This window comes from uncultured Desulfobulbus sp. (assembly GCF_963662935.2).
Classification (GTDB): domain Bacteria; phylum Desulfobacterota; class Desulfobulbia; order Desulfobulbales; family Desulfobulbaceae; genus Desulfobulbus.
In genome coordinates this window covers 391,227-415,817 of the sequence record NZ_CAXXTL010000002.1, presented here as the reverse complement: position 1 = coordinate 415,817, position 24,591 = coordinate 391,227, and the positions used below count along the sequence as shown (strand labels likewise).

Sequence of the window (24,591 nt, the reverse complement as noted above, 5' to 3'; positions counted from 1 at the left end):
AAGCCAAGGTGCGTATTCTCTCTAACCCCAGTTTCTCAGGGATGAACTCGTGGAAAACCAAGAACAATTCGATCAACAGAGCCTGACTGAACATCTGAAGGAGTTGCGTTCCTGTCTGTTAATTACCCTCGGTGCAGTGGCCGCCGGTTTTACCGCTGCCTACAGTTTTGTTCAGCCACTGGCCGATTGGTTTCTCCGGCCCTTGATCAAGGTGTTGCCCGCCGGCAAATCGCTGATTTTCACCTCGTATCAAGAAGGGTTTTTTTTTATCTAAAGCTCGCCCTTGTCTGCGGCGTGGTTCTCGCAAGCCCAGTTATCTTTCTCCAAATCTGGCGGTTTATTGCCCCTGGCCTCTATCGTCATGAAAAGCAGATTTTAGCTCCTTTCACCATCATTTCTACACTCTGTTTTGTCGGCGGTACCGCTTTCGGCTATTTTGTGGTTTTCCCACCGGCGTTTCGATTTTTATTAGGGTATTCCAGCGCGTTCCTCGAACCCATGCCAGCGGTGGATGAGTATTTTTCCCTGGCTCTTCGCCTGTTTTTAGCGTTTGGCGTTATTTTTGAGCTGCCGGTTTTCATGGTTTTTCTCGGTAAAATCGGGATGGTCAACAAGTCTTTTCTGGTGAAAAATCGGAAATACGCTCTGTTGATTGCTTTTATTGTCGCCGCCATTCTCACCCCCACACCCGACGTGGTCAATCAGTTGCTGATGGCTGGGCCGTTGATCCTGCTCTATGAGGTGAGCATCGTGGCCGTGGCTCTCTTTGCCCGAAAAACCCTGGCCGGTTTTCCGCCAAAGGCCGATGCCGAGGAACCCGCATCCGAGCCCGGCAAACAAGAGTAAGGACTTTCGCCGGCCTTCCTGAAGTTCCCAGCGGTGTCACTGCTCACTGATCTTGACTTTATCCTTGCCGAGTCGTTAACAACTCGTTTATTCTAAAGTATTTGGAGGTCAACCCTGAAGGTTCCGTCAACAAGAGATCGATTCTGCCGCCATCATTTGAATGCATTGTCAACAGGAGGAGAGAATGTCGTACATCGCTGATTTTGAGAAAGCCCTGGAAATTGGACGACCGCCGAATATCAAAACCCTGTTTCCCCACTCACGTGCCCTGGTCGTCAGCGGCAAAGTGATTGATCGCGCCTTGCTGGCCAAGGGTGGGGCTATGACCATAGCCGCCAACGGCAGAAACCATCTGGTTATCCGTGGCGCCCTGCAGGCGGCACAACGGGCACATGCGGCCATCATTATTGAAATCGCCCGCTCCGAAGGCGGAGCCAACGCCTATTGTCCGGTCAATTACTGGAATATCGCCCGGCAGGTGGACGCTCTCTGCAACGAACTGGCCATTACCGTGCCGGTTGCCATTCATGCCGATCATTACGGGATCAAGAAACCCGAGGATGTCCCGGCTGCTGTGGTTGAGATCCCGACGATTTTCGAGGCGGGCATCACTTCGATTGCCATCGACGCCTCGCACATGCCCGATGCCGACAACCTGCTGGCCAGTATTGAGTTGGCGAAGTATGTGCCCGCCTGGGCCGGTCTGGAAACCGAGGTCGGGGAGATCAAGGGCAAGCACGGCCTATCCACCAAAGAAGAGGCCTTGTTTATCATTCAGGGGTTGAACGCCCACGATATTTTCCCTGACTGGATTGCCCTGAACAACGGCACCACTCACGGCATCGAGGCCTCGGCCCAGGGGATCCAGGTGGAGTTGACCACCGAGATCCACAAGGCTCTGGCCGGGTATGCCGTTTCCGGCGCCCAGCACGGCACTTCGGGCAACAATTCCGACCGGCTGCGGGCCATTGCCGCCCAGACCTACACCACCAAGGCCAATGTAGCCACGGCTTTACAGATGGTTTCTTGGGGCTTGGAGGTCAATGATTACGGCAATGCCGCCCTTGATGCCAACGGCGATTTCATCAAGGTCGTCGGTGAGGGCGTCACTGAGGAGCTCTGGTCGGCGATGCGGACCTTTGCCGAGAGCAAGGGCTGGAAAAAGGGCGATTACAAGAATATTAATCTGCCCTTTGAAAACAAGATCCTGGGCCAGCCTCAAAGGGTGCGCGAGCGGATGGCCCGGCGGGTCGAGAACTTCATCTACACCATGCTGGTCGAGGTCTTCAACGCTGCCGATACCGCTCGCTTCGGGGTGGAGGCTATCCTCGAGGCTGGTTCCTATGACATCGGACCCAAAACCGGCCGGATCGAGTCCCTGGAGGATTGGACCGAAGTCAAAATTCGGGAGCGGGCAGCGCACCTGGCCACCGATAAGGGGCCGCAGGGCAATTTTGATGATTGAGCGGCGACCAGCTGCTGGTGTCCTGGCGAGTGTACAACATCGCCAACAACAAGGAAAAGCTGATTGGTAGAGGAACGATCACAAGGTGTGAGAGTCTTCGGTCGTCGGCGGGGGAGGGGAGGTCGGCAAGAGGGCCACGAAGCTTAAAGGTTCCGTGGCTCTCTTTTTATTTGCGGAGTAATTTCTGCACGCTGCGAACTATACCGTCGGCGTCGATGCCCGCATTGTTCCAGAGGGTGGCTTGCGGGCCGTGCTCGACGAAGCTGTCAGCATAGCCGAGAATCTTGACCGGTAGATGCAGGCCGCGTTCGTTAAGCAATTGCAAGACCCCACTGCCAAATCCGCTCAAGGCACTGTTATCCTCAATAGTGACCACATGGCCCGTCTGTGCGGCCCAGGAGGTGATGAGTTCGGTGTCGAGCGGTTTAAGGAAACGGGGATTGATGACGGCCGCATTGACCCCTTGCTCCGCCAGTCGAGCTGCCGCCGTCAAGGCCGGGTAGACCCGGTTGCCCAACGGCAGGAGCAGCACATCCCCGCCTTCCCTAAGCAGTTCCCCTTTGCCGATCTTCAGCCTTTGAAACGTGGCCTCCAGGGCGACGCCTTCACCGCTGCCCCTGGGATAGCGGAGGACCACCGGACCGCTATGATGCAGCGCGGTAAAGAGCATCTGTTGTAGTTCGTTTTCGTCCTTGGGTGCCATCACCGTCAGGTTGGGAATGAAGCTGAGAAAGGAGAGGTCAAAGACGCCGTGATGGGTCGGGCCGTCGGCCCCAACCACGCCGCTACGGTCCAGGGCAATGGTCACCGGCAGATTGGGGAGGCAGACATCGTGGATCAGTTGATCCACGGCCCGCTGCATGAAGGAGGAGTAGACTGCAAAAAAAGGTCGAAGTCCTTCCAGGGCCAGGCCTGCGGCAAAAGTGACCGCATGCTGCTCGGCGATGCCGACATCAAAAAAACGTTCGGGAAACTCAGCGCTGAAAGGCAGCAAGCCAGTGCCGCCGGGCATGGCAGCGGTGATCGCCACCACCCGCTTGTCTTGCCGGGCCAGCCTGCAGAGGGTCTCGCCAAAAACCTTGGTGTAGGAAATGGCGGCGTTTTTGTTCTTTTTTGGAGCACCAGTGGTAACATCAAAGGGGCCGATCCCATGGTAGTCGCCGGGGTGGGTTTCCGCCGGCTTGTAGCCCTTGCCCTTGGTGGTGATCACATGCACCAGCACCGGACCGTGGTTGTGGTCGCGGACATTTTCGAGCGTTGCAATCAAGTCTTCCAGTTCGTGACCGGGGATCGGGCCGATATATTTGAATTTCAGGGCCTCGAACAGCATGCCCGGGGTGAAAAATCCCTTGAGGCTCTCCTCGCTTTTGCGCAGGACTGTGAGGATGTTTTCACCCACCGAGGAAAGGGCCATTAATCGTTCTTCGATGTGATCGCGCAGGCGGCGGATAGTTTTGCCGGTCATTTTGCGGCTGAGGAAACTCGAGAGGGCTCCGACGTTTCTGGAGATCGACATCTCGTTGTCGTTAAGGATAACCACCAGATTGCGGCCCAGATCACCGGCGTGGTTGAGTCCTTCAAAGGCCATGCCCGCAGTCATCGAGCCGTCGCCGATAATGGCCACTACCTTGCCCGGGTCTGCCTGGATTGCCTTGGCCGCTGCTATGCCGAGACCATAGGAGATTGAAGTGGAGCTGTGGCCGGCCTCGACCGTATCGTATTCGCTCTCTCCCCGCTTGGGAAAGCCGCTCAAACCCTTGTACTGGCGCAAGGTGGTGAAGCGATCCCGACGACCGGTGAGGAGTTTGTGGGCATAGGCTTGGTGGCCCACATCCCAAACCAGACGGTCGCGAGGCGTGTCGAACACATAATGCAGGGCCATGGTCAGCTCGACTACACCTAGGCTGGGCGCAAGATGGCCGCCGGTTTCGGCCACTGTGGTAATGATTGTCTCTCGCAGTTCCTGGGCAAGTAATTCCATTTGTGGCAGACTGAGCCGACGCAGATCACAGGGAGAATCGATGGTGTCGAGCAGGAAACTGGTCTGGTCTGTCAGGGAATCCACAATCAGCATAACTATTTTTTACGGTTGACGATGTAATTGGCGAGAGCTCTCAGTGGCTCGGCCTGATGGTTAAAGGCGGCCAGGGCGGCAATGGCTTCCTGCACCGCTTCCCGGGCCATGGTTCGGGAAGTTTCCCGGCCGAAGAGTGAGGGATAGGTGACCTTGTCGGACTTGATGTCGCTGCCCGCCGGTTTACCCAATTGTTCGGTGGTGGCTTCGACATCAAGCAGGTCGTCGACAATCTGGAAAGCAAGACCGATGTGGTCGCCGTAGGTCTTCAGTGCCTCCTCTTGTTCTTCGCTGGCCCCGGCGACGAGAGCGCCGCAGGTCACTGAAGCGGTAATCAGGGCGCCGGTCTTGCTGCGGTGGATGCTGCGCAATACCTCGTATCCGACCTGTTTGCCCGCATAGATCATGTCCAGGGATTGACCGCCGACCATGCCCAGGGAACCGGCTGCCCGGGCAACAGTCTGGATGAGGCGGAGGCGCACCGGGTCAGCAAGAGCTGCTGAAACCGGGCTGCTGAGCAGGTCAAAGGCAAAGGTCAGCAGGCCATCGCCAGCAAGAATGGCGGCTGCTTCACCGAAGATCGTGTGATTGGTCGGTTTGCCCCGGCGCAGGTCGTCGTCGTCCATGGCCGGCAGGTCATCGTGGATGAGGGAGTAGGTGTGGATGCACTCCAAGGCGCAGGCCACGGGCAGGGCGCACTGGCGGGTTTGCTCGTTGTTGTTCACGGCCTCGGCCGCAGCCAGGCACAGGATGGGCCGGATTCGTTTGCCACCGACAAAGAGACTGTAGCGCATGGATTCGATGTGCTGAGCAAAGGCACCGACGGGGTCGAGCATGAGGGCGGCAAGACGATCTTCGACCCGTTGCCGCTGTTCATTCAGATAGGTTGTGATCTCCACCGTCTTCCTCTGCAAAGGGCACGCTCACCAGTTCGCCATCCTTTTTCAACAGCAGCTCAACCTGACTTTTCGCCTCATCGAGTTTACCGTTGCAAAATTGCACCAGTGTCATGCCTTCGTTGAATTTCTCCAGACTTTTTTCCAGGCCGAGATCGCCGCTTTCCAGTTCGTCGGTGATCTGTTCCAGCCTAGCCAGCGCATTTTCGAAGGTCTTTTTTGCCATAAAGCGGCCTCGCCCGCCTGAACTGAGAACGATTTTATTTGCCGAATACATTGAGCAAGGGTAATCGTCTATACTAAACACTCTCCCCATGGGTTTCAACATCTCTTTGGCAATGACTGCTCATATAAAACGATTCGTGGCTTGGCTTTTGGTGGAAAAGGGATATTCGCCCCATACCGCCGACAGCTATCAGCGCGATATCCTCGAGTTTCAACGCTTTTGCGGCAGCGATGTTGCACCGGGATTGATCACTGCTGTTACGGTGCAGTCCTTTGTCGGCTCGCTTTATGCCGGCAACGCAAGTGCTTCTGTTGCCCGCAAACTCTCAGCTCTGCGCACTTTTTTCCGCTTCCTGCAACGGGAGAAGGTGCTGGCCACTGACCCGATTGCCGGCGTTGTGGGCCCGAAACTCGGCCAGCATATTCCTTCCTTCCTCACCGTGGATGAGGTCTTCGCGCTACTTGAGGCCCCGATGGCCGCAGACCGCTATTGCCGTCGCGATCGCGCCATACTGGAGATGCTCTATTCGACTGGCATGCGGGTCTCCGAACTGGTTGGTTGTAATCGGGAAGATTTTGATTGTTCCGCAGGGATGGTTCGTGTCCGGGGCAAGGGCAACAAGGAACGGCTGATCCCCTTTGGCCGCGCTGCCGGGGAAGCGATGGAGCAGTACCTGCCCGAGCGCGAGGCCCTTAGTATTGCCCGCATCCAGCGGGGACATGAGGCCGAGGGTAAGGCCCTCTTTCTCAATGGTCAGGGAACCCGAATCAGCGCCCGTAGTGTTGAGCGTTCTATCCAGATATACGGTCTGCGGGCCGGCATTGGGGTGATGGTCACCCCGCATGCTCTGCGCCATTCCTTTGCCACCCATCTGCTCGAGATGGGAGCCGATCTGCGCACGGTTCAGGAGCTGTTGGGGCATGTCAGCCTGTCGACAACCCAAAAATATACCCACATCAACATCGATCATCTGTCCAAGGTCTATGATCAAGCCCATCCCCAGGCCAAAGCGCGGGGACGATGAAGAGCGGAACGGGGATTGACTCCCTTTTTTATCATGGTTACACGTCCCCAACAACTTTCCCTTGAATCAACCACCCTCGAACGAACCCTATGCAAACACAAAAAATTCGCTCCACCACTATTATCGCCATCCGGCACAAAGGTCAGGTCGTCGTTGCCGGTGATGGCCAGGTTTCGCTCGGGGCGACCATCCTCAAGCATCAGGCGCGCAAGGTGCGGCGGCTGTACCATGACCAGGTGATTACCGGATTTGCCGGCTCCACCGCCGATGCCTTTACCCTCTATGACCGGCTGGAGCAGAAACTTGAGCAGTACAACGGTAACCTGCTGCGGGCCGCTGTCGAGTTGGCCAAGGATTGGCGTATGGACAAGATGCTGCGCCGCTTGGAAGCCATGCTGATCGCCGTTGACACCAAGCATTCCTTGCTGCTTTCAGGCACCGGCGATGTCATCGAGGCCGACGACGCCATCTTGGCCATCGGCTCCGGCGGGCCCTATGCCCAGGCCGCAGCCAAAGCCCTGGTTGCTCACTCCGATCTTGATGCCGAGGCCATTGCCCGCACCGCCCTGGAAATAGCCGGATCGATCTGCGTTTATACCAACACCAACATTGTCGTTGAAAAAATATGAAAGGAATCAACTCACTCACCCCCAAGGAAACCGTTGCCGAACTGGATCGATACATCATCGGTCAGAACGATGCCAAACGCTCGGTGGCCATTGCCCTGCGTAATCGGTGGCGGCGGCAGCAGGTCGAGCCCCCGCTGCGGGAGGAGATCGCTCCGAAAAATATCATCATGATCGGGCCGACCGGTGTGGGGAAAACAGAAATCGCCCGCCGGCTGGCACATCTGGCCCAGAGTCCCTTTCTCAAGGTCGAGGCCTCTAAGTTCACCGAGGTCGGGTATGTGGGCCGAGATGTCGAATCCATGATCCGTGACCTCACCCAATTGGCGGTCAATATGGTAACCAAGGAGGCGGAGGAGGGCGTGCAGGGCAAGGCGGCGGCCATGGCCGAGGAGCGTCTTCTTGATCTGCTTCTACCACGCTCCCCGGGGCAAGGGACGGGCATGTCTACCTCGCTGGGGGCAAATGTAATCTCGCTCGGTTACGATGCCGGTGCAGACAAGCAGGAGGCGTCGCGCAGCCAGACTACCAGGGAGCGGTTCCGCGAGATGCTGCACCGGGGGGAACTGGACGACCGGATGGTCGAACTGGCGGTGTCCTCGGCTGGCGGGACTCCGGTGGTTGAGGTTTTTTCCGCCTCCGGCATGGAGGATATGCAGAGTTCGCTCCAGGACGCCTTTTCCAAATTTTTCCCCAAAAAGAAACAGCCCAAGAAAATGAAGGTGCCCGAGGCCTTGGAATTCCTCAAACGGGAAGAGGCCGAACGGCTGGTGGATACCGAGAGTGTCGTCGAGAAGGCCATTCGCCGTACCGAGCAGTCGGGGATTATCTTCTTGGATGAGATCGATAAAATTGCCTCGCGTGGCGGCAGCAGTTCCGGCGCGCCCGAGGTCTCGCGCGAAGGGGTGCAGCGCGATTTGCTGCCCATTGTCGAGGGCACGACCGTCACCACCAAGTACGGGCCAGTCAAAACTGACCACATCCTCTTCATCGCCAGTGGCGCTTTCCATGTCTGCAAGCCCTCGGATTTGGTGCCCGAACTGCAAGGTCGTTTTCCCATACGGGTGAATCTCCATGCCTTGGGTGAAGAGGAATTTTTTCGCATCCTCACTGAACCGAGGAGCGCCCTGATCAAACAGTATACAGCACTGTTGGCGACCGAGGATATTCAGCTGGTGTTCGAGGATTCGGCCATTCGGGAGATGGCGCGAATTGCGGTGCAGGTCAACCAAAAGACCGAAGATATTGGTGCCCGCCGACTCCACACGGTGATTGAACGGGTTCTGGACGAGGTGTCCTTTGATGCTTCGGACCGGGAGGACCTGGTGTTCACGGTCACCGCTGAGTATGTTCGCCGCCAGTTGACGGAAATCTCCGAAAACGAGGATCTCAGTCGCTATATTCTCTAATGCACCTTGTGCCTGCCATGAACCAAAACATCGATCCCGATCTCAACTATTGCCCTCACTGCAACGACGAGTACCGCGCTGAAATCTCAACCTGTGCTGCCTGCGGCATTGACCTGCTCAGCGGCGAACAGATGCTGGCCCTGCACGCGGACCGGATTAGGCCACAGTCGAACTCCCTTTCCTTGGAGATTCACCCCGAGGAATCGCTGCTCACGGTCCGCAAAGGGCCGGTGCTGCAGATTAAGGAGTTGCAGGCTTACCTTCTGCGTGGCGGCATTCCTTCCCTCGCCCTCAAAGAGAATGGGGCCGCCTGTGGTTGCCGGGGCGGCGAGCTGCTCCTTCAGGTGCGTGAGAACGACTTGCCAGCGGTGATGACTGCGCTTGAGCAGGAATACCGGCACAGCACCAGGTTGTCGGACCACGACACCCGGTTTGCCGGTGCGGTGTACAATGTTGAAGCGGCCGAGGCAACCTGTCCTGCCTGCGGCTGTCAATTTTCCACCAGTTTGACTGCCTGTCCCGATTGTGGCCTCTGTTTTGCCTGAGTCATGGCGGCAGGTTAGAGTTTCTGCATGGGGTAGCCGGACTTTCTTGACGGCGGAAGAGATTTTGCTCTACAATGCTCCCATAGTGACACGTGTTGCCTGTTCCTTTTCGGGTCCGACCTGCAAATTGAGCTGGTGACGTCGGGGGATAGTTTTTCTTAAAAAGCGGACCCCTTTCTCTCTGACCATGTTGTGGAAATCTTCCTGACCTGTCTTTATGGGAAATAATTCAGCCATTTTCACCTTGACCACCGATTTTGGCCTGCAGGATCCTTATGCGGGCCAGCTTAAGGGGGCCTTGCTCAAAGGCTGTCCGTCGGCTACTATCGTCGACCTTACCCATGCGATCCCTGCCTGGGACGTGGTCACCGCCGCGGTCACCATTCGCACCAGCTATACCTTTTTTCCGCCGGCAACGATTCATCTGATCATTGTTGATCCTGGGGTCGGCAGCCAGCGGGCCATCCTGGCAGCTGCCGGGGATGGCCATTTTTTTATCGCTCCTGATAACGGCATTCTGTCCCTTTTGGTCGCCGATCACAAGATTGAGTCGATTCATCGGGTGGAGCATCCCGCATTTTTTCCGGCAACGGTCAGCCCGACTTTTCACGGCCGCGATGTCATGGCCCCCGTGGCCACGGCTTTGGTCAAGTCGCGCGCCTTGGACGATTTGGGCCCCTCTGTATCCTTGGGAAGCATACGGATGGCCATTGTCCCTTCGGCAGTCCATCAGCCAGGTTCCCTCCATGGGCAGGTGCAGCGTATCGATCATTTCGGCAATATCCGCACGAACATCCGCGTCGGCGGCGGGCGTTTCGATCCTGCCACCTTTGGTTTTCTCGAGATTGGCAACCAGCGGATAAGCCAGTTTTTCCAAACCTATCATCAGGCTAAAGCCGGTTCTTTACTCGTCTTGGTCGACAGTTCCGGTTATCTCGAAATCGCGGCTAACCGGGCGAATGCCGCCGAATTGCTCGGCTGTACGTCCGGTGACCCGATAATTGTACATCTTGTGCAAAAATAACCAGTAAAAAACAATAATTCATCACGGGAGGGTTGTATGAAGAAGTATCTGTTGGGGATTGCTCTGATGGCATGTGTTTTGCCAGCCTGCAGCCAGGTGACAATGGGAAGTGCAGGCGCCAAAACCGAGGCCACGGGCAGCGCCGGCGGCGCTAACGCCTCCAATGCCAATGCCAGCCTGGAGCGGTGCGGTTCCCCTTTTGGCACTCTTGCCGTCAATGAGGACCACGCCGCCAATTGGTATTCCTATCTTGGGCGGTACGGTATCCAATCAACCATACCTGTGCTGCGGCTCCTGGCCCAGCAAAGTAACTGTTTTGTCGTGGTTGAGCGCGGCGCCGGTATGGATAGCATGATGCGCGAGCGGGATTTGGCGCAATCGGGCGAGCTGCGCAAGCAATCCAACTTCGGCAAGGGGCAGATGGTGGCCGCCGATTACACTGTAACTCCCACCCTGATCTTCCAGGACAACAACATGGGCGGCGTCGGCGGTGCGGTCGGCGGCCTGTTCGGCAGCGTCGGCGCGGCAGTTGGCGGTGCGATGCAGTCCAAGGGCGCCCAGAGTATGTTGACCCTGGTGGACAACCGCTCCGGCGTGCAGGTAGCGGCGGCCGAGGGGAGTGGCAGTGCCATGGATGTTGGCGGTGTTTTTGGCATGCTCGGAGGCGGTGCCGGCGGTGCGTTGTCAGCCTATCAAAAAACCCCTGAAGGCAAGGTCATTGTCGCGGCCATGACCGATGCCTTTAACAACCTGGTTAGGGCTACTAAAAGTTATCGTCCTCAGGATGCCGCTGGACCCCAAGGGCATGGAACCGGGGGCAAGCTGAAGGTGTATTAATTGCCCCTTTGCGGTTGCACTACTGCCCGTTTGTGCGAAAGTGTAAGCGGGCAGTGGTTACACTTTCGCCACTTCTCTCAGGTGGGCAAACCTTTTTTTCGAGTCATGCGGACACAATTTTTTGCTTCTGGGTCCGGATATGTTTATATTAAAGACGTAACACGCTGTTCGTTATCTGGTTGTTCATGTACGTCCGATTAACCTACATCAACACGAGGAGGAACACATGGCTGTCAAGGTTCTGATCAAGAGGAAAGTCGCGGATAAGCTGGCTCCGGAACTGGAAGCCCTGCTCAGGAAAATGAGGGCATTAACCCTGAATCAAAAGGGCTATATTTCGGGGGAAACCTTTACCCGGGTTGACGAACCAGGCGTTAGTATGGTTATCAGCACCTGGCAGTCCATTGATGATTGGCGGGCGTGGACTCTGACCAAGGAGCGGATCGAGTTGCAGGAAAAAATTGATAAATTGCTCGGTGAACCAACAAAGTACGAAATTTTTGAAAATGCTTGATTAAAAACGGCGGGCGCTGGGTTTGTAAACCAGCACCGACCAAGAATGTTTCAAAAGCGGCCCATCAACCTTGATGGGCCGCCTTTTTTTTCAGCCGGCTTCAATGACCGTTGCGGCCGTTACCGTTGCCATTGCGCCGCTGTTGTACCTCAGGCTTGCGCATCTGCACTGCCAGAGAGCGGGGCCCGCAGAGCCGGGTGATCTTGTGAAAGAGGTCGGTGGAAGGGCGGATACTCATGTCCTTGAGCACCTGGATGTCCACCTCTCCGCGATTGTCGAAATGCAGGGTGAGAAGCACGGGTGCGGTCCCGTGGTGCTGGTAGAGCAGTTCCTTGAGTTCCAGCATGTGCTGGCGCGAGGTCGAGGCTGCCCGCAGCGTGATCACCGCCCGCTCGGTATACTGCTCCAAGGTCTCGGTTAACCCTTTGATTTCCTGGGCCACCACCTTGGCGCCCCGTTCCCCCTGCTGGACGGTGCCCAGCACAATCAGCGGCTGATCACTGGTCAGCAGATGCGAACATTCGGCAAATGTCGAGGGAAAGACGATGACCTCGATGCTGGAAGTCATATCCTCCAGCACGGTAAAGGCCATACGCTCGCCCTTCTTCGATTTATGCTCCTTATACCCGGCGAGCAGGCCGCCGATTCGCGCCACCTGTCCATCACGCAGCTTTTCAGCCCCGGCGATGTCGGTGTCGACCACTCGCCGCAGATCCTCCATGATCCCTTCAAGCGGGTGCCCGGTGAGGAAAAATCCCACGGTCTCCTTCTCAAAGGCCAGTCGCTCCAACTCCGGCCAATCCTCGACCTCGGGTAGTTCGACCTCTGCAGTTCCGGTCGGCTTGGCGGCCGGTTGACCGACGGCAAAGAGATTCATCTGGCCGCTCATCCGGTCACGTTGCACCGCCTTGGCCCGTTCGATGCACAGATCGAGGAGCTCAATGTACTGCCGCCTGTTCTTGTTGAGCGAATCAAAGGCCCCGGCCTTGATCAGGCTCTCGATCACCTTGCGGTTGACCTTGGAGGAATCGATTCGGCCGCAGAAATCGTTGAGCGACTGGTAGGAGCCGCCGGCCTCACGTTCGGCGAGGATTGAGTCGAGCGCTGCGCCGCCGACATTCTTCACCGCCGCCATGCCGAAACGGATGCGGTCGTTGATGACCGTGAAATCGCTGAAGGATTCGTTGATATCCGGTGGCAGGACCTCGATCTTCTCCTGGCGGCATTCATTGATGTACTTGACCACCTTGTCGGTGTTCTCCACGTCGCAGGAGAGCAGCGCCGCCAGGAACTGGGCTGGATAATGGGCCTTGAGGTAGGCAGTTTGGTAGGCGATCAGGGCGTAGGCCGCCGAATGCGATTTGTTGAAACCGTAGCCGGCAAACTTGGCCATGAGATCAAAAATGTACTTGGCCTTTTCCTCCGGGACGTTGTTGACTTTGGCCCCGGCCATGAATTTGCCGCGCTCCTTTTCCATGACCTCTGGGATCTTCTTGCCCATGGCCCGGCGAAGGATGTCGGCATCACCCAGGCTGTAGCCGGCCAGGATGTTGGAGATCTTCATGACCTGCTCCTGGTAGACAATGACCCCGTAGGTCTCCTGGAGCACGGATTTGATCTGCGGCAGCGGGTAATCGGCGGGCTTGCGGCCGTGCTTGGTCTCGACAAAGGTGTCGACCATGCCCGAATCCAGCGGGCCCGGCCGATAGAGGGCCACCAGGGCGATGAGGTCGGAGAACTGCTCAGGCTGCATCTTGATCAACAACTCGCGCATGCCGTCGCTTTCCAGTTGAAAGACTCCCAGGCTGTTGCCCCGGCAGAGCAGGGCAAAGGTCTTGGGATCATTCATCGGAATCTTGCGCAGATCAACCTCGGTGCCAAGGTCAAAGGCAATCAGCTTCAAGGCCCGGTCAATCACGGTCAGAGTCTTGAGGCCGAGAAAGTCGAACTTGATCAGTCCGGTCTTCTCAGTGTACTTCATGTCGTACTGAGTCAGGATCTCCTTGTTCGGGCCGATGCAGACCGGCAGATATTCGACCATCGGCTTGGGCGAGATGACCACGCCGGCGGCATGGGTCGATTTATGCCGGGCCAAGCCCTCCAGGGTCTGCGAGATGGTCAACAGTTCGCGGACCTCGGGCTCTTTCATCGCCTCGCGCAGCCGGGGTTCCTTTTCGATCGCCTTTTTTAGGGTGATTTTCAATTCTTCGGGTACCAGCTTGGCGATCCGATCCACCACGGGCAGGGGGATATCCAGCACCCGGCCGACGTCGCGGAGCACCGCTCGGGCCTTCATCGACCCGTAGGCCACGATCTGAGCGACATGGGCATCGCCGCCGTACCGTTGGCGGACATATTGCAGCACCTCGTCGCGCCGTTCCTTGCAGAAGTCGATGTCAAAGTCGGGCATGGAGACCCGCTCGATGTTGAGGAAGCGCTCAAAGAGCAGGCCGTAGGGAATGGGGTCGATATCGGTGATGGCCATGCAGTAGGCCGCCAGACTGCCGGCGCCGGAACCGCGCCCCGGGCCGACCGGAATCTTCTGTTGCTTGGCCCAGTTGATAAAGTCGGCGACGATGAGAAAGTAGCCGGAGAAGCCCATCTTTTGAATGACCTCGATTTCGTAGGTCAGCCGGTCCCGGTAGGTGGACTCGGTCTCCGGTGAGACCGGCTCCATTTCGCGCATATGATCAAGCCGCACTTTGAATCCGTCCCAGCAGGCCTTGGCAAAGACGGCGTCCAGGGTCTCGCCTTCGTTGAGCGGAAAGATGGGGAAATGATTATCTCCGAATTCCAGTTGCAGATCGCACCGCTCGGCCACCTCCAGGGTGTTGCTCAGTGCCTGGGGGCAGTAGGCAAACTGGGCCGCCATCTCATCGCCGGATTTGAAATACAACTGGTCGGTATTGAAGCGGAACCGGTTGGGATCATTGATGGTCTTGCCGGTCTGGATGGAGAGCAGGACCTCGTGGGCGTAGGATTCTTCTTTGCCGAGGTAGTGGCAGTCGTTGGTGGCCACCAGTTTGATGCCCAACTCCTCGGCAAGGGCCATCAGTCCCTGGTTGGCGAGGGTCTGCTCGGGGATGCCGTTCTCCTGGATCTCCAGATACAACCGGTCGCCGAAGACCTTTTGCAGTTCAAGGGCACGGGCGCGGGCACCGGCGGGGTCGTTGTGGGTCAAGCGCCAGGGGATCTCGCCCTTGAGACAGGCGGTGAGCACGATCAGCCCTTCCTGGTGCTCATAAAGGGTGTGCCGGTCGATCCGCGGCCGGTAATAGAACCCTTGGGTCTGGGCCAGGGAGGCCAGTTTCAGCAGATTGGCGTAGCCGGTGGCGTTCATGGCCAGGGCGACCAGGTGGAAGTTGTGGCCAGCACTCCGTTCGTGCAGATGCATGCCGTTTTCCGCCATGTAGAATTCACATCCGACCAGCGGTTTGATTCCCGCCTTCTTCGACTTTTCGTAGAACTCGAGCGCCCCGTACATGGCGCCGTGGTCGGTCATCGCCACCGCTCCCATGCCAAAATCCTTGGCGGTCTGGATCAGGTCGGAGACGCGGATGGCCCCGTCGAGCATGGAGTACTGGGTGTGGACGTGGAGATGGACAAAGGGAGTGGGCATGGTGTTTGGATATGAATGTTTTTATGGATTTAGTGGGTAGCCTGGGGGAAGCTTAACCGTTATCCGGGAAAAAAGAGGTCGTGGAAAACCAGAGGGACAAGGGGCATTCCCTGCACCGTTTAAAAGAACCGGTTGCCCGAGGTCCTGCTCTTGAAAGAACGCGGTTATTTCCAAGTTCGGTTTAGTGATTGATTTGGTCGTGAAGTTAGGGTGTTGCCTCTGGAGCCTGATTTATAAAGGCCCAGAGTTCGTCGGCGTTTCTTTTGAGCTCTGAGTTTGAACAGCCATTTTTGGCAGAAAGAGTGCCGAGTAACTTGTTGACCAGGACGTTTCGCTTCTTCACCTCCTGTTTCATGAAAGCGAGTTCAGCTTCCACTTCCAGCCGGCCTTTGGGATGAGCGAATCTTTGAATATTCTTGGTCACAGAATCATGCACGATTTCGTTGCGAATTGTAAGACCGGACTCAAGATAGTCACTCAGGTCCGCCGGAATGTCGATTCGCTTGCGAAGGTTGTTGATCGACTGACCCAAGGTCTCGTTCGAATAATAGTCTAATGAGGAGCCAAAGGTGCCTTCTTCTTCCAGGGCGTCATCTTGTGCCAGCTGGGCATTGAGAAAACGCAAGCTCACTTCGAGGGATTGGCAGATAAACACTGCTTTACCCAGCTCAAGGAAGATTGGCGCCATTTCGCTTTCAGCTCTGTTTTCGGTGCTCATACGCAGTCTTGCGGTCTAGCCACTGGGAGCGGCGACCTGTCAATGCAACAAGCAGATTGTTGTCGGGAAGAGCACCCTCCGTGGATGCACGACATTGTTACTCGATGCGTTTTCTGTTTCATTATTTTCAGCAGGTAGCCCGGATGAAGCCAAAGCGTAATCCGGGACAAAAGCAGGCGCGGAAAAATGAACTCTCGGATTCCGTAGCACCTTATCCGGGCTGCAACCTGCAACCTGCCGAACCTTCAGTCTAAAAACCTCCCAACCTAAATCCCTACTTAAGCCCCTTCGCCCCTTCTTTCAGTACCTCGGTCAGGTCGGCTCCTTCGAGCTTGGCTCCGGTGAGATCGGCCTTGATCAGGTTGGCCCCCTTGAGCGAGGCTCCGCGCAGGTCGGCTCCCCGGAGGTCGGCGCCAGGCAGATTGGCGTAGGTCAGGACAGTCTTCTGTAGATTGGCCTTTTGCAAATCGGCCCGGCGGAGGTTGGCCATGCTCAGGTTGGCGCCGTGCAAATCAGCTCCGGCCAACTTGGCCTCAATCAATTCCGCCTTGCCCAGGTCAACTCCTGCCAGGTTGCAGCCTGGACAGTCTTTGGCCATGTACTCGATCGTGGCTCCGGTGTCCTTGCCCGCATGGTCTCCGGACGGCCGTTCCTCAGTCAGCACCGGTGCCTGCTTCTCTTCCCAGGTTGTTGTGCTCGCTGTCGCCGATTCTTGGCCGCTCTCCTGTTTGCTGATCGAGCGGCGCAGGCTTTTTTTCTTCTGGTCGCTGTCGCTGTAGAGGCCTTTGCTGTCGCCTTCTGCCTGTTCCGCCGAATACTGGAGCACACCGCTGCTGTTGGCCAAGCGGACCTTGTCCTTGTCGCCAATGTGATAAACCGTGAAGCAGCGTAGATCGCCGTACCACCATTTCTCCATGCGGAGACAGAGTTCGCTGCCCTCACTGACATCCCATCTGCCCTTGTCCTTGTCAGTGGAGATGCCCTTGGCAAAGATTTTACCCGAGGGATCGAAATAGAGCAGGGCGTCCTCATTGAAAGAGTGAAGAGAGAGGGTGTTACCCTTGACCAGGCTCAGCACGTCACGGGCGGCCATCTGACGGGCACCTTGTTCTTTGACCAGAGAATTGACAGTGGTCGGGCCGCAGCCGCAGAGCAGGAGGCAACAGAACAGGGCCGGGAGAGCAGAGTATCGCATGGAGAACCTCTTCTTTTCTTTTATGAGGGAAAACAACAGGTTGATGGACTGCTTTTCGTCAAAACAGTCAGCACGCAGGGTGCCTCGTATATTACACGGTCAGCGACTATTTGCACCCTTGTTTTTCGGGAATGGTTCCCGGCAGGAAGAGGACTAAAAGACAGCAGGTCCCGGACGATCCAGGTGGTCGTCTTGATTCTCATCGACCCGAATGTGAAAGCGTTCCTGGATCAGGGAAAGGGGCACCAGATCGGCCTTGCGGTCCGAGGGGGTGAGGAAGGAGAGAAGTTTGGTCCGGAGCACGGTGGGGTTCAGTTCGCATTTTATGGAGATGATGCCCTCCATAATGATTTTTTGCAGGAGCAGTTCATGGTTGGTGCGCTCGCGCAGGTTAGCGGCAAAGGGAATAAAGAAGAAATTAGCAAAGATAAGGCCGTAAAGAATTGAGGTTAGGGCCAGCGGCACGGTCTTGAGAATGATGCCGGTGTCGTCGATACCTGCCAGCATCGGAATCAGGCCGGCCACCGAGCCGACAATGCCGAAAGCCGGGCAGAAATCGGCAATGGTACGCAGCACCCGCTCACTGTCCTCCCGTCGCAGCTTGAAAAAGTACATTTCGGTGTTGAGGATGTCGCGGATCTGCTGCGGTTCATAGTTGTCGACCAGGCAGCCCAGTCCCCGGCGGAGGAAAAGTACGGAGGTCTCGTTTTCGTCCTTCTGCAAGGAGAGGATGCCCTCCATCCTCGATTTGATCGATAGGTCGATGAGAATGTCGACGATCTCGGCCTCGGATTTCAACCGGTTGCGGTAGGACGCCCGGACGACCCGCTGGACGATGCGCAGCCGTTCGAGCTGAAAACTGAGCAGGGCGGCGGTGGCGCTGCCGCCGGCCACGATCATCAGGCTGGCGATATTGAAGTAGAAGGTGAGTTGCCCCTTGATGAGAAAGCCGCCGAAAAAGATGAGGCCGCAGAGCACGAGGCCAATCAGGTTTTGTCGTTTCATTGTGCAACAATTCCGTTATTGAAGATTTGCAGGTGAGGCCGCTTCCACCTGCGGCAACTCCTTGGAAAGAACGATTTCCACCCGGCGGTTGGTCTTGCGATTTTCGTCGCTGGTATTGGGTTGCACCGGCCGAAAGGAACTGTAGCCGGAGACGCTGAACTGGGTGGCCGGTAGCTGGGTGTCGTCGATAAGGAAACGGGCAACCCGTCCTGCCCGGGCCAGCGACAGCTCCCAGTTGGAGGGAAAACGGGAGGTCTTGACCGGCCGGTCGTCGGTGTGACCGATAACGTTGATCATGTAGGGCGTTTTCTTGATGACGCTGGAGAGCTTTTTGAGCGAATCCATCGCATTGGGAGTCAGCTCTGCCTGGCCGGAGGCAAAGAGCAGATCGCCGGTGAGGATGATGCGCATGGTTTTGTCCGGAACCAATTCCACCGAGGCAAAACGTTCCAGCTTTTCGTTGGCCAGGGTGAGCTTGGAAAGATCGTAGATTTTGGTAATCACCTCCTCTTGCTTTTTTTCCTGGGGGGTGGGAGTGGTTTCGGGTGGGGGTGGTGAAGCTTCGGCGGGGACCTGGGCCTTTGGAGGGGGCTTTTCCTTGGCTAACTCCGGGATAGGGGTCAGGGGTTCGGCCTGTGGTTTTTCTTCCATTGCCTGGTGACGGATGAGCACATCTGTTCCCAATTGTTCCTGCTTGGGCGGTGCGGTCTCTTGCAGGTTGTCTGCTGTTTTGAGCGAAATATCTTGAGATATCGGATGGAAAATCAACGATGGCTTGGCGTCGTCCGACCGAACGGGGATGGTCTCGTCCGCGATTTTGTTGGGTTTTCCGTGGGCGAGGATCTCCTGGTGGGTGCGGAGATGGGCAAAAAGGGTGAGGAAGAGGATGAACATGGTCATCATCAGGTCTGACCAGGCGATGGACCAGTGCACCGGCCGAGGCGGGGTCCGCGAGCGGTAAAAGGAATCCTCGACCACAAAAACCGGCTGGGTGGTGTGCTGCCAGTTCGCGGAAAGGGCAGGCGGCTTCGGTTCCGGCTGCACCGGAGCGGTTGCTGCGGGTTTTTCCTCTTCGGCAGGGGTGTTGGTTTCGATGGGTTCGTTGTCCATAACCTTTCTTCGGCCGGTTGCGGCCGGAACAAAAGCGGATTATCCGATAGATTACAAAAGAATGACTCATTCTAGCAGGATTATGTCAAAAAGTCATACCCTGAAACGTCCTGCTTCCCCTGGTAAGAGGGCAATGCAGCCCAAAAAAAATCCCCTGCCGCTCAAACGAGCGACAGGGGATAGGTAACGAGAAGAATTTTGTGGAGAATCTTACTTTTCTTCGTCCTGCAGAGATTTGACCAAGAGACCGCCAGCCAAACCGAGGAGACCGAGATCCTTGATCTGGTTCTTGGCGGTGAGCGACATTTTGGACAGCAGGCTGCGGCGCAGCGAAACCTTCGGCAGCTCCTGCGGAGCGGCCTTCATCAATAGTTCCATGTCACCCTTCTTGCTGCCGAAATACATGCCGTTAGGGCCGATCTGCACGGCTTTGGAAGTCAGGCCGACCGCACCTTTCTTCACATACTGCGCCACTGCTGACTGGGGATCGTCGAGATCGCCAAAGATGCGGGCGCGGGCCAGGCAGGTTTGGACACAGGCGGGCTCCAGGCCTTCAGCAACGCGTGGCATGCAGTAGGTGCATTTGTCGACTTTGCCAAGGCTGTTGTCATCTTTGAGTCCTTCATCGACATAACGAGCACCGTAGGGGCAGGCGTCACGGCAGGCGCCACAACCGATGCAGCGTTCGCGGTCAACCTGAACGGTGCCGTTGAACGGGTCCTTCCAAGTGGCGGCCACGTCCATGGTGACCGTTTTGCCGCTCTTGACGTCCTTGAAGGTCATGCTGACCTGATCGGCCGGGCAGACGGGGACGCAGGGCGGGTTTTTACAGTGGTTGCAGAGACCGGGATAGTAGGTGGCGGCCATGCCGGTTGCGGTGATGCTCGGCCCCAGGCGGTGAACCCAATTGCGGTTGTATTGAGCAGGAACCTCCCACTCGGCTTTGCAGGCGATGACGCAGGCATGGCAGCCCACGCACCTGTCGATATCGATAATCATGCCATATTGCATAGGTACTCTCCTTCAGAGGTGGTCGTGGCTGATGGTTGCAGGATGTGCGGCCCCATCATCAGCTGACTTTCACGAGTTTGACAAAGTTGTTGCGCATGCCGTGGGCTCCGGTTTCCGGATCAACCGCTATTTTGGTGATCAGGCTGCAGTCGTCGACGCCCTTGCCCACGCCCAGGGTCAATTCCGGATTCATCGAGCCGAAACCGTGGTACATGTACACCGAATCCTGACGGATACCGGGGGTCACCTTGACCGTGGTAGTGGTGCGCGATTTGACGCCGTCTTGGTTGATCAGCGACACGGTGTCGCCTTCCTTAAGCCCCAACTTGGCAGCCAATTTGTCGTTGACCCAGACAGGGTTGCTGTCATTCTCCGCCATCAGCCAGGCGTTGTTCTGGCTGCGGTTGAAGGTGTGGACCGGCGAACGACCGTAGAGCAGACGCATGTAGCCCTCGGGGGCACGTTCCACCGGGATGTAGGTGGGGATGGGCGGATAGCCGTTCTCCTCCAGTTCCGGGTTGTGGAACAGCACCGTCAGTTCCATCTCGCCATACGGGTCTTTGCCGGGTTGGATGTGGATGCCGTCCTCGGCTTTGATCTTGTCAATGGACAACTCGACGCCGGCCAGCATCTTATTGATGGCTTCTTCCTGGGACTGCACCGGGATTTTGTCACCGTAGCCCATACGCTTGGCGATCTCGTTGGTGATCCAGATGCTTTCTTTGCGCTCGAAACCGGGGGCCACCAGCGGCATGCGGGGGGCAATGTACTGCTTGTGCTCCTCGGCAAAATCCCACTGGGTACCCGTTTTGATCATGTCATACCGTTCAAGATAGGAGGTGTCGGGCAGGAGGATGTCGGCGTACATAGTGATGTCAGTGGGCATGACGTCAACGCACATAACAAAGTCCATCTGCTCAAGCATCTTGATGGTCTTTTCCTGGCTAGGGATGGTCTGGATCGGGTTCTGTCCCCAGATGACACAACCCTTGATTGGGTAAGGCTTACCGGTGATGGCGGTGTCGCGGATCAGGTCGGTCGGGGTGCCGGGCGGGGAGTAGTGATGGACGCCCTTCATTTCCCGAAGACTCTTCTCGTGCGATTCACCTTTTGGCCAGCCGACTTTGCCTAAGCCTTTGGGGCCCTTGGGCTGAACAAAGCCGCCCTTGACACCAAAAGCGCCGAGGACGCCGGTGAGGCAGGCCAAAGCCCGTTGACGTTGGAAGTCGTTGCCGTTCCAGGAGACGTGGCGGCCAGGGTGAATAGAAACATTGGGCATATTGGCGGCCAGCAGTTCGGCCACTTCTTTGATCTGGGCAGCAGGAACATCACATTCCTGGGCCGCTTTCTCCAGCGTCCAGCCCTTGATGCCCTCGGCCATTTTCTCAAAGCCCTCGCCGTGTTTTTCAACGTATTCGGCGTTGTACTTCTTGTTCTGGATCAAGTAGTTCATGATCGCCAGCATGAAGGCGGTGTCGGTGCCGGGCCGGATCTGCACCCAGATGTCCGACTTGGCCGCCGAGGCCGAATAGCGGGGGTCGACCACCACCAGCTTAGCGCCATTCTCCAGTCCTTTGAGGTAGCGCTTGAGGTGGGAGACATGAACATTCTCGCCCAAGTGATTCCCGATGAAAAACATGACCTTGGTGTTGGCCATGTCCACGTCCTCATTGGGCGGCAGGCCAATGGTAGCCATATAAGCGGTGTCGCGGATGCCGCGGCACTGGAAGAACGAGGCCTCGGAGACATTGTGAGTCCCTACGACATTCTCGAGGAAACCCATGGGATAGGTGGCTGTGGAGCCGTGCGGAAACATAGCAATCCCTTTAGCGCCGTGCTGGTCAACGATTGCCTTCAGTTTGCTGCCGCAGGTGTCGAGCGCCTCTTCCCAGGAAATGCGTTGCCACTTGGGTGCGCCGCGTTTGCCGACGTTTTTCAACGGGTATTTAAGACGATCTGGATCGTAGAGCAGCTTGACGCCGGCATTGCCGCGAGCGCAGATCGAAACGCCGTTGTCGATGGATTTAGGATTTCCCTCCAGCTTGATCAGGCGGCCGTCGCGGATTTTTCCGACCAGTTGGCACCGCCAGAAACACATTTCGCAGACGCCGCCGACCGCCGTCTGGGTATCCTTGAAAGTCCCTGGAGCCGCCAGGGGAGTTTTAATCACTCCTGATTCTGCTTTTGCCGCCACCCTGGACAGCGGCACGGACGCAGCGGCAATCGAGGCGGCTTTGAGGAAATTCCGCCTGGTAAGGTTCATTGCCATTTACTGTTCCTCCTTGGTAAAAAAATCAATTAACTGTATCGACACTTTGTAAAAAGGATGTCGAGCTTCTTTCATACTTTTTTCTTGAAATCGTTCAAACCACGGCCGAAAAAGGGTTTGCAGAAAAAGTTCTTCGTCGTCAAACTTGGCTTCACCGGCCAGTGCAGCCAAAAAATCGAGTTCAAAACGGATGTGATCGGCGGGTTCGGTCTCGTCGGCCAGATCATAACCCCGTTCGCGATAGAAATCTCTGGTTCGTTCGGTGGTCCGGCCATACAAGGTGCCGTCACCGTCAAGGTAGACCGAGGCGTAGGGCGGTATGGTTGCTCGCGGCGCGGCGGTGATGAACAGACCGGTATATTCGGTCCGTAGATCGTCAAGATGATTGGGGGTTTGTGCGCGCCACCGGCGAAATTCAGTGAGTTCTTCCCGCCAGTCGAGTGATTCGAGGATCGATTCGGCAGTGTCGAACAACTGGTCGTTACAGAAGGCCAGTTCGGGGTAGCGCATAGTCAGCGCTAAAAAAGAGTAGAGGGAACTGAGGGTGGCAGCTTGGGTCGCTGAGGCGTCTTCCTGGTCGAGAGTTGGACTGTGAGCTGGCATGGGAGTTTTTTCTGGGAATCAGTGACGGGAAATCAGCGTGACCTTTTCGGGTAATCAAGGAAGACCGTTGGCAGGTATTTGCGCGGATTATAAATGATACCGAAACATTGTGGTTTTTCCATCGGCTGGATTGCCGCCTGCGTTTCTCCAAAAATTGGCACACTGTAGCATAGAATCTCTAATTCCACAAGATACCTGTACTTCCTGCTAAAGGTTTCATTCACCCCAACCGATCAGACGATAAGGCAGAGATGTTTGTTCACGGATGAAACAGCGCCTCCGCAGACTCACCCCATAATGATAACCAGGGAAGGGACATCATGAAAATTGCAGAATCCACCATCCAACTCGCCAGTTCCCGCACCGCCGTCGAATATCACGAACGCCAGGAATTGCTCGCCGTGTGGCGGCAGGGCAAGGAGCCGGTCCGCACCGAACGAAAAAACGCCAAGGACGAGACGCTCAAGCACCAGGCTGACAAACTTGCCAAGGAGGCGGCCAAGGTCTCCCTGTCCGAGGCGGCTAAGCAGCGGGTGGCCGAAGTCCCGGAAGCAGCCGAGACCGATGCCTCGGGAGAAGAGGAGGTGATGACGGATCTCAACATGCGCATTCTCAAGGCCTTATTCGAGAAACTCACCGGCCGGAAGTTTAAAATGTATACCCCTCCTACGGCCCAGCAGGCCACTTCATCGACGCCGGTTCCGGCCGAGGGAGCGCCGACACAGGCCGTTCAGGGATGGGGGGTGCGTTACGAGCGCCATGAAACCTACCATGAAGCTGAGACCACGCAGTTCAGTGCCCAAGGGGTCGTGGTCACCGCCGATGGCCAGCAGATCGAAATCGGGGTGGCGCTGAATATGAGCCGCAGTTTCACCAGTACATTGGACGAGACTCTGCTGCTCGGTGACGCGGCCCTCAAGGATCCGTTGGTGATCAACTTTGACGGAACGGCGGCTCAATTGACTCAAAACACCTTCAGTTTTGACATCGACGCCGACGGCACCGAGGACCAGATTGCTTTTGTCGGGCCTGGTTCAGGATTTCTTGCTCTGGACGCCAACAACGACGGCACGGTCAACGATGGTAGCGAGTTGTTCGGCGCCCAAAGTGGCGACGGCTTTGCCGATCTGGCCGCCTATGACGGCGACAACAATGGTTGGATCGATGAGAACGACGACATGTATTCCCGCCTGCGGGTCTGGATGAAAACCCCTTCCGGCGAGGATCAGCTGCTGGCGTTGGGAGAAAAGGGCGTCGGCGCCCTCTATCTTGGCAGGATTGATACCCCCTTCAGCGTCAAGGACGACAGTAATGTCTTGCAGGGACAGGTCCGCGCCACCGGCCTTTTTCTCTTAGAAGAGGGTGGGGTGGGCACTATGCAGCAGCTGGATCTGGTCGCTTGAGATTGAACCCCGGCAGGACTTTTGGCGATTTTTTTGTCTCTTGACGGGCCGGTTTACTGTTGTTATAAGCCCAAATTCACGAACATTTTTAGGTTTTCAGCTCGCGGTCCTCAGGGCAGTGACAGGGAAGGCCGATCACAATGCGTTTACTGGAGCGGAAGGGAGAAAAACA

General features: G+C 56.7%; 20 protein-coding genes and 1 pseudogene. 10 read left to right on the top strand and 11 right to left on the bottom strand.

Annotated elements, in window-relative coordinates; translation table 11 throughout:
• Nucleotides 1-49: 49 nt before the first annotated feature.
• Both tatC and ACHZCX_RS06200 read left to right on the top strand, forming a co-directional pair.
• Nucleotides 50-846, top strand: a pseudogene (gene tatC / locus ACHZCX_RS06205) (twin-arginine translocase subunit TatC).
• 184 nt (nucleotides 847-1,030) lie between these two features.
• Nucleotides 1,031-2,311, top strand: coding sequence for a class II fructose-bisphosphate aldolase (locus ACHZCX_RS06200; RefSeq protein ID WP_319586370.1), 1,281 nt, complete (start codon nucleotides 1,031-1,033; stop codon nucleotides 2,309-2,311).
• A gap of 166 nt (nucleotides 2,312-2,477) precedes the next feature.
• Here the strand turns inward: ACHZCX_RS06200 and dxs are convergent, their stop codons facing one another.
• From dxs to xseB, 3 genes are read right to left on the bottom strand one after another with little or no spacing between them, the layout of a single operon-like run.
• The gene (dxs, locus tag ACHZCX_RS06195; protein ID WP_319586369.1) at nucleotides 2,478-4,385 is read right to left on the bottom strand and encodes a 1-deoxy-D-xylulose-5-phosphate synthase; all 1,908 of its coding nucleotides are present in this window, start codon (nucleotides 4,383-4,385) and stop codon (nucleotides 2,478-2,480) included.
• 2 nt (nucleotides 4,386-4,387) lie between these two features.
• Entirely contained in the window at nucleotides 4,388-5,284 is an 897-nt protein-coding gene (locus ACHZCX_RS06190) for a farnesyl diphosphate synthase (protein WP_319586368.1), read from the bottom strand.
• Nucleotides 5,259-5,507 carry an exodeoxyribonuclease VII small subunit gene (xseB, locus tag ACHZCX_RS06185; protein ID WP_319586367.1) on the bottom strand — a complete coding sequence of 83 codons (249 nt, stop codon included), beginning with the start codon at nucleotides 5,505-5,507 and terminating at the stop codon, nucleotides 5,259-5,261. The genes ACHZCX_RS06190 and xseB overlap by 26 nt, the downstream gene beginning before the upstream one ends.
• Before the next feature lie 88 nt (nucleotides 5,508-5,595).
• Between xseB and ACHZCX_RS06180 the strand changes: the two genes are divergently transcribed.
• From ACHZCX_RS06180 to ACHZCX_RS06150, 7 genes are all read left to right on the top strand, one after another.
• Nucleotides 5,596-6,531 carry a tyrosine recombinase XerC gene (locus tag ACHZCX_RS06180; protein WP_319586366.1) on the top strand — a complete coding sequence of 312 codons (936 nt, stop codon included), beginning with the start codon at nucleotides 5,596-5,598 and terminating at the stop codon, nucleotides 6,529-6,531.
• A gap of 89 nt (nucleotides 6,532-6,620) precedes the next feature.
• Entirely contained in the window at nucleotides 6,621-7,160 is a 540-nt protein-coding gene (gene hslV, locus ACHZCX_RS06175) for an ATP-dependent protease subunit HslV (protein ID WP_319586365.1), read from the top strand.
• On the top strand, nucleotides 7,157-8,566 hold the full coding sequence (hslU, locus tag ACHZCX_RS06170) for an ATP-dependent protease ATPase subunit HslU (protein ID WP_319586364.1): 1,410 nt from the start codon (nucleotides 7,157-7,159) through the stop codon (nucleotides 8,564-8,566). The genes hslV and hslU overlap by 4 nt, the downstream gene beginning before the upstream one ends.
• A 17-nt stretch (nucleotides 8,567-8,583) precedes the next feature.
• Entirely contained in the window at nucleotides 8,584-9,111 is a 528-nt protein-coding gene (locus ACHZCX_RS06165) for a hypothetical protein (RefSeq protein ID WP_319586363.1), read from the top strand.
• Nucleotides 9,112-9,328: 217 nt separating this feature from the next.
• Complete coding sequence (locus ACHZCX_RS06160) at nucleotides 9,329-10,135, top strand: SAM-dependent chlorinase/fluorinase (RefSeq protein WP_319586362.1); 807 nt, start codon at nucleotides 9,329-9,331, stop codon at nucleotides 10,133-10,135.
• A gap of 36 nt (nucleotides 10,136-10,171) precedes the next feature.
• Nucleotides 10,172-10,972 carry a CsgG/HfaB family protein gene (locus ACHZCX_RS06155; RefSeq protein WP_319586361.1) on the top strand — a complete coding sequence of 267 codons (801 nt, stop codon included), beginning with the start codon at nucleotides 10,172-10,174 and terminating at the stop codon, nucleotides 10,970-10,972.
• Between the two features lie 226 nt (nucleotides 10,973-11,198).
• Nucleotides 11,199-11,486 (top strand): antibiotic biosynthesis monooxygenase family protein, encoded by a 288-nt coding sequence (locus tag ACHZCX_RS06150; protein ID WP_319586360.1) that lies wholly within the window; start codon nucleotides 11,199-11,201, stop codon nucleotides 11,484-11,486.
• A gap of 100 nt (nucleotides 11,487-11,586) precedes the next feature.
• On the opposite strand, the gene dnaE is transcribed toward ACHZCX_RS06150, so the two are convergent.
• From dnaE to ACHZCX_RS06110, 8 genes are all read right to left on the bottom strand, one after another.
• A complete protein-coding gene (gene dnaE, locus ACHZCX_RS06145; protein WP_319586359.1) occupies nucleotides 11,587-15,105 on the bottom strand; it encodes a DNA polymerase III subunit alpha in 3,519 nt (1,172 codons plus the stop codon).
• Nucleotides 15,106-15,310: 205 nt separating this feature from the next.
• Nucleotides 15,311-15,823 carry a hypothetical protein gene (locus ACHZCX_RS06140; protein ID WP_319586358.1) on the bottom strand — a complete coding sequence of 171 codons (513 nt, stop codon included), beginning with the start codon at nucleotides 15,821-15,823 and terminating at the stop codon, nucleotides 15,311-15,313.
• A gap of 274 nt (nucleotides 15,824-16,097) precedes the next feature.
• On the bottom strand, nucleotides 16,098-17,018 hold the full coding sequence (locus ACHZCX_RS06135; RefSeq protein WP_319586357.1) for a pentapeptide repeat-containing protein: 921 nt from the start codon (nucleotides 17,016-17,018) through the stop codon (nucleotides 16,098-16,100).
• Nucleotides 17,019-17,171: 153 nt separating this feature from the next.
• A complete protein-coding gene (locus tag ACHZCX_RS06130) occupies nucleotides 17,172-18,023 on the bottom strand; it encodes a MotA/TolQ/ExbB proton channel family protein (protein WP_319586356.1) in 852 nt (283 codons plus the stop codon).
• A 15-nt stretch (nucleotides 18,024-18,038) separates the two neighbouring features.
• On the bottom strand, nucleotides 18,039-19,133 hold the full coding sequence (locus ACHZCX_RS06125) for an OmpA family protein (RefSeq protein ID WP_319586355.1): 1,095 nt from the start codon (nucleotides 19,131-19,133) through the stop codon (nucleotides 18,039-18,041).
• A 210-nt stretch (nucleotides 19,134-19,343) separates the two neighbouring features.
• Entirely contained in the window at nucleotides 19,344-20,144 is an 801-nt protein-coding gene (locus ACHZCX_RS06120) for a 4Fe-4S dicluster domain-containing protein (protein ID WP_319586354.1), read from the bottom strand.
• A 58-nt stretch (nucleotides 20,145-20,202) separates the two neighbouring features.
• Nucleotides 20,203-22,413 carry a molybdopterin-dependent oxidoreductase gene (locus ACHZCX_RS06115; RefSeq protein ID WP_319586353.1) on the bottom strand — a complete coding sequence of 737 codons (2,211 nt, stop codon included), beginning with the start codon at nucleotides 22,411-22,413 and terminating at the stop codon, nucleotides 20,203-20,205.
• Complete coding sequence (locus tag ACHZCX_RS06110) at nucleotides 22,414-23,016, bottom strand: molecular chaperone TorD family protein (protein ID WP_319586352.1); 603 nt, start codon at nucleotides 23,014-23,016, stop codon at nucleotides 22,414-22,416.
• A gap of 320 nt (nucleotides 23,017-23,336) precedes the next feature.
• Here ACHZCX_RS06110 and ACHZCX_RS06105 point away from each other — a divergent pair, with 320 nt between their 5' ends.
• The gene (locus ACHZCX_RS06105; protein ID WP_319586351.1) at nucleotides 23,337-24,419 is read left to right on the top strand and encodes a hypothetical protein; all 1,083 of its coding nucleotides are present in this window, start codon (nucleotides 23,337-23,339) and stop codon (nucleotides 24,417-24,419) included.
• The last annotated feature ends 172 nt before the right edge of the window (nucleotides 24,420-24,591 follow it).